Annotated in this window: 1 pseudogene; it reads left to right on the top strand. The window is 51.4% G+C overall.

From position 1 onward, the window contains the following. Positions 1-259: pseudogene (locus ACFIKU_RS10020) on the top strand (DNA primase); the annotation flags it as partial.

The following is a 259-nucleotide window of genomic DNA, read 5'->3' as shown; positions in this document are numbered from 1 at the left end:
ACGTGGTGAGGCAGGTCAAAGTTTATCGATTTGCCTAAGCGGCAGCAAAGCAGGGCTTTGGTATGATTTTGCAGAAAGCACAGGAGGAGATCTTTTAGACCTTTGGTGTGAAGTCAAAGGCATTAGTCTCTCTCAAGCTTTAGAAGAAGCACGCGCGGCTCTCAATCTGACACGCCCCAAACCCTTTATGGCACCCCATCGTTCCTATCGCCGTCCACCGGTCCCTACAGGGCGCCCCCCGCAAAATCTTGTAAAAACC

The organism is Bartonella sp. CM120XJJH, assembly GCF_042194715.1.
Lineage (GTDB): Bacteria > Pseudomonadota > Alphaproteobacteria > Rhizobiales > Rhizobiaceae > Bartonella.
Note: the sequence above shows the minus strand (reverse complement) of the source record. Positions and strands in the feature narration are given on the sequence as shown.